Below are 5270 nucleotides of genomic sequence, written 5' to 3' on the forward strand. Positions count from 1 at the left end.
GCCTCCTTCTTCCGCCCGTCCCCGCGCACGCTGGCGCTCGCCGTCTCCGGCGGGCTCGTCGTCGTGGCCGTCGCGTCGAGCCTGAGCCTCACCGTCGGCGGGCAGGGTGGAGCGGGTGGAGCGAGGGGGCACAGAGAGGTCTCACGGGTCGGCGGCTCGGCGGGGGACCGGGCTCGGGAGCAGGGGAAGCGGCTATGTCACCAGGCGGGGGTGGGAGATCCGTCAGACGGGCCTCCGAAAGCGCTCCGAATAACAGTACGGTAACGAGCGGCGCGTGTCACGCCCGATCGCGTCCGTCTGTGATCACTAGACCGCCTAGGAAGTGGTCCCCGGTGCGTAATCGGGCGCATCCGGAAGGCCGAAGGCGCGCTCGAGCGTCTCGATGCCGGAGTCGTGCAGGTACCCGGAGAGCTGGGTCCCGACGTACCGCAGGTGGTACGGCTCCGACTCGTACCCCGTGATCGGAGTGGCGTCGGGCTTGTAGCGCACAAGGAAGCCGAAGCGATGGGCGTTGGCGCCGACCCACTGCCCCTCCGGAGTGTCGCCCCAGCAGATCTCGAGCGCGCACGCGCCCGACGCTCCCACCACGTCGACCGCCCAGCCGGTCTGGTGCTCGCTGTGCCCCGGGCGCGCACTCGTCGCATCCGCTCCCGCCTGCCCGCGCGAGGACACCCAGCCCGCGTAGACGCTGACCTGGGTGTCGTAGGAGCGGTAGGCGCTCTGCACCGCCAGCGAGAGGCCGGCCTCGGAGCGGGCGGCGGCGAAGAGCGGGACGAGGGCGTCCGCGGTCGCCTGGCGCATCGGCTGCCGATTGACGTAGGGCACGTCGGGGAAGGTCAGGTCGGCGGGGACGTAGTCGACCGGCGCGAGCGTCCGCAGCTTGTTGACGACGACCCAGGTGCTCGCCGGGTCGTCGACGGACTGCGCGGTGAGGTCGATCCCGGAGGCGGTGGGAGTGGGTGTGGGAGTCGGAGTGGCGGTCGGCTCCGCTGTGGGCGCCGAAGTGGTCGCGGCGGCGGAGGGCGACGGAGCGGGCGGCGCCGTCGAGGGGGTCGGCGAGGGCGCCGGCGCTCCGTTCCCGATGGCGGCTCCGACCCCCAGCGCGGTCAGGCCCGCCGCGGCGGCCACACCCCCGATGACCAGGGCTCGGCGGCGGACGGGGCGCCCATCGGTCGGCTCGTTCTCGTTCGACGTCATCCTCCGAGCCTAGACAGACCCGTTCCTGCGCATCTGCTGAAGCACCGGCGATCGGTTCTGTCCACCCGTGCCCCTCCACGCGGGTCGCGCATATCCTCTAAGGATTCACATAAGCAGACCCCCTAGCTTGAGTGACAGCCACGACTCCGTGTGCGACCGCCCCCTCGGCCGCACGGCCCCCCACGGAGCCGTCGATGGAAGGACCCCATGCTCCGACCCCTCACCGCACCCTCCGTCCCTCTCGCCGCCCTCGCTCGGACGCTCGAGATCGGCGACGAGGGCGGCCTGACGGCCGAGATCAGCGGAGTGACGCTGATCGCCTCCGACGTCGAGCCCGGCGACCTCTTCGTCGCCCTGCCCGGGGTCAACCGCCACGGGGCCGAGTTCGTCGAGCAGGCCGTGGCCCGCGGCGCCTCCGCCGTGCTGACCGACACCGCGGGCGCCGATGCCGCGCGCGCGACGGGTCTGCCCGTCCTCGTGGTCGACGACCCCCGCTCCCGCCTGGGCGCCGTCGCCGCCGCCGTCTACGGGACGGCCGAGCGCTCCCCCGTGCTGCTCGGCGTGACCGGCACCAACGGCAAGACGTCGACCGTCCACATGCTCGAGGGGATCCTCCGCCAGCTCGGCGTCGTGCCCGGCCTCAGCTCGACCGCTGAGCGTCACATCGGCGACACCTCGGTGACCAGCGGCCTGACCACCCCGGAGGCGACGGAGCTGCACGCGCTCGTCGCCCGCATGGAGGAGGAGGGCGTCGGCGCGGCCGCGATCGAGGTCAGCGCCCAGGCGCTCACCCGCCACCGCGTCGACGGCGTGGTCTTCGACGTCGCCGGCTTCACGAACCTCAGCCACGACCACCTCGACGACTACGGCGACATGGACACCTACTTCGGCGAGAAGGCCCAGCTGTTCCAGCCCGATCGCGCGCGCCGGGCCGTCGTCTCGCTCGACTCCCCCGCGGGCGCGCGCCTCGTCGAGGTCGCCGGCGTGCCGGTCACCACGATCACCTCCCTCCCGGGCGTCGACGCCGACTGGACCGTGACGGTGCTCGAGCAGGAGTTCGGCCGCACCCGCTTCCGGATCGGCAACCGCGAGGGCCGTGCCATCACGACCTCCGTCCCGATCATCGGCACCCACATGGCCGCCAACGCCGGACTGGCGATCGTGATGCTGATCGAGTCCGGTCGGCCGATCGGCGAGATCCGCGCCGCGCTGCACCGCGACGGCGGAGTGGACGCCTCCCTCCCCGGCCGCACCGAGCGCGTCTCCGGCGACCGCGGCCCCACGGTGTACGTCGACTTCGGACACAGCGCCGACGCCTTCGCCCGCACCCTGGAGGCCGTCCGCGAGGTCACTCCCGGCCGCGTGGTCATGGTGTTCGGCGCCGACGGCGACCGGGACGCGCTCAAGCGCCCGGCCATGGCCGGAGCCGCCGTCCTGGGCAGCGACGTGCTGGTCGTCACCGACCACCACCCGCGCTTCGAGGACCCGGCCTCGATCCGGCGCACCCTCGTCGACGCCGCCCGCGCCGCCCGTCCGGACGCCGAGATCCACGAGGTCGACGACCCCAAGCGCGCCATCCGCGTCGCCGTCTCCCTGGCGCACGAGGGCGACGCCATCCTCTGGGCCGGTCCTGGGCACCAGAACTACCGCGACATCCTCGGCGTGCGCACGCCGTACTCTGCCCGAGCCGAGGCCCGCGCAGCGCTCCGTGAGGCCGGCTGGGCGGACGAGGCGGTCCCCGCTCCGGCCTGATGCACGGCCCCGGCACGGCGGCCCTGAGATCCCGTTCAGGCTCGCCGGACGCTCTGTCGCGCTCTCCGCACGCGGTGTAACTTTGCGCAGCACGCAACGTTTGCGGCGGATCGCCGTGCCTGGACGCGTCCGCCAGACAAGGGGACCACCGTGGCCGACTCCGCCTCCGCTCCATCCGCTCCGACCTCGACGCCGTCCGGCGCCGTGATGTCGCACCGGCAGATCCTGTTCGTCATCTTCGGCCTGATGGCGGGGATGTTCCTCTCCTCGCTCGACCAGACCATCGTCGGCACCTCGATGCGCACCATCGCGGACGACCTCGACGGCCTCTCGCAGCAGGCGTGGGTGACCACCGCCTACCTGATCGTCTCGACGATCGCGACGCCGATCTACGGCAAGCTCTCCGACATCTTCGGACGCCGCCCGCTCTACCTGATCGCGATCGTGCTGTTCCTGATCGGCTCGACGCTCGCCGGCTTCTCGACCTCGATGCTCGGCCTCGCGGGCTTCCGCGCCGTGCAGGGCCTCGGCGCCGGCGGACTCATGTCGCTCGCGCTCACGGTGATGGGCGACATCCTGCCCCCGCGCGAGCGCGCCAAGTACCAGGGCTACTTCCTGGCCGTCTTCGGGATCTCCAGCGTCGTCGGACCGCTCATCGGCGGCCTGCTCGCCGGCACCCCCGAGATCCTCTTCATCACCGGCTGGCGCTGGGTCTTCCTGATCAACCTCCCGATCGGCGCCGTCGCGCTCTTCATCGTCGTGCGGTTCCTCCACCTGCCCAAGCCCGCCGGCAAGCGCTCGGTGCGGATCGACTGGTGGGGCGCCTCCCTCGTCGTCATCGCCGCGGGACCGCTGCTGCTGATCGCCGAGCAGGGCCGCGAGTGGGGCTGGGGCTCGCCGATCGCGTGGGTCTGCTACATCGTCGGCGCGCTGGGCGTCATCGGCTTCATCGCGGCCGAGCGGATGATGGGCGACGACGCGCTCATCCCCCTCAAGCTCTTCCGCTCGCCGACCTTCTCGATGGCGACCGTGCTGGGCGTCCTCGTCGGCTTCGGCATGTTCGGCGGCATGATGGCGATCCCGCTGTACCTGCAGCTGGTGAACGGCGCCACGCCGACCGAGTCCGGCTTCCTGATGCTGCCGATGATCCTCGGCCTGATGATCGCCTCGATCGTCTCGGGTCAGATCATCTCGCGCACGGGCCGCTACCGCGCCTTCCCGATCGTCGGCACCTTCCTGATGTCGGCCGCGTTCTTCTACTTCACCTTCGTGACGATCGACAAGCCGGTGATCTTCATGATGGGCGGGATGCTGATGCTGGGCCTCGGGCTCGGGCAGATGATGCAGACCCTCACCCTGGCCTCGCAGAACTCGGTCGACGTGGCGAACATGGGAGTCGCTACCAGCGCCTCCACGTTCTTCCGCCAGATCGGCGGCACCCTGGGCACCGCCGTGATCTTCTCGGTGCTCTTCAGCCGCATCCCCGACACCATCGCCGCGGCCTTCAAGAACCCGGCGCTCGCGGCGGATCTGCAGCGGGCCGCCACCGACCCCGCCGTCGCCGCGGACCCGGCCAACGCCGGGATCCTGAAGCTGCTGCAGTCGCAGGACACCGCCGCGATCGGCTCCGCGCTCGACGGGGACACCTCGTTCCTGAACACCGCGGACCGCGCCCTGTCGGCCCCGTTCCTGACCGGGTTCAACGACGCGACCGTGACCGTGTTCCAGGTCGCGCTGGGCGTGGTCCTGCTGGCCTTCGTGCTCTCGTGGTTCCTCAAGACCCCGCCGCTGCGCGCGAAGTCGGCCATGCAGGAGGCGCACGACCTCGCGGCCGAGGACAGCGCGGAGGAGCTGCGCCGCACGGACCCGCAGCTGGCCGCGCGCGCCGGGGCCGACCTGGCCGCGGGCAGCATCGAGCCGGACGTCCGGACGGACTCGATCCGCACCGCTCCTCCGCGCGACGGGCACGGCGCCCACCGAGCCTGATCGGGAAGCGCCGACGGACCGCGTCCTGCGCTCCGCTCCTCCCCTCCGAGGCGCCGCCTCCGCCGTCCGGACACCGCCCTCGCTGCGGTGTCCGGACGGGGAGGCGGCGCCTCGCGGTCGTCCGGGGCGCGATGTCCCGCGTTCCGGAGCGAGAGAGCGCTCCACCGGGGCTCTAGGATGGTCGGACCGCTGCCGAAGGAGTCCGCAATGAGCGCCGCCCCCACCCCCTCCCCCGTGACCCCGAGCCTGCTTGGGCAGATCGCCCGCGTCCACCCGCCCGACGTTCGCGACTTGGCCGCCGGCTTTCTCTTCGGGTTCGCCACAGCCGCATGCCT

At 72.1% G+C, this 5270-nt stretch carries 3 protein-coding genes; 2 read left to right on the top strand and 1 reads right to left on the bottom strand.

Annotation, left to right across the window (positions count from 1 at the left end; all coding sequences use genetic code 11):
- Positions 1-315: 315 nt before the first annotated feature.
- Positions 316-1197: a D-alanyl-D-alanine carboxypeptidase family protein gene (locus tag C5C44_RS16555; RefSeq protein ID WP_104226215.1), complete on the bottom strand. Its 882-nt coding sequence runs from the start codon at positions 1195-1197 to the stop codon at positions 316-318.
- Positions 1198-1404: 207 nt separating this feature from the next.
- On the opposite strand from C5C44_RS16555, the gene C5C44_RS16560 reads away from it, so the two are divergent.
- Together C5C44_RS16560 and C5C44_RS16565 are read left to right on the top strand one after the other, a co-directional pair.
- Entirely contained in the window at positions 1405-2949 is a 1545-nt protein-coding gene (locus C5C44_RS16560; RefSeq protein WP_104269404.1) for a Mur ligase family protein, read from the top strand.
- A gap of 207 nt (positions 2950-3156) precedes the next feature.
- Positions 3157-4935: an MDR family MFS transporter gene (locus tag C5C44_RS16565; protein WP_104226227.1), complete on the top strand. Its 1779-nt coding sequence runs from the start codon at positions 3157-3159 to the stop codon at positions 4933-4935.
- Positions 4936-5270 lie beyond the last annotated feature (335 nt).

It is taken from the genome of Rathayibacter sp. AY1F6, assembly GCF_002932035.1.
GTDB lineage: Bacteria > Actinomycetota > Actinomycetes > Actinomycetales > Microbacteriaceae > Rathayibacter.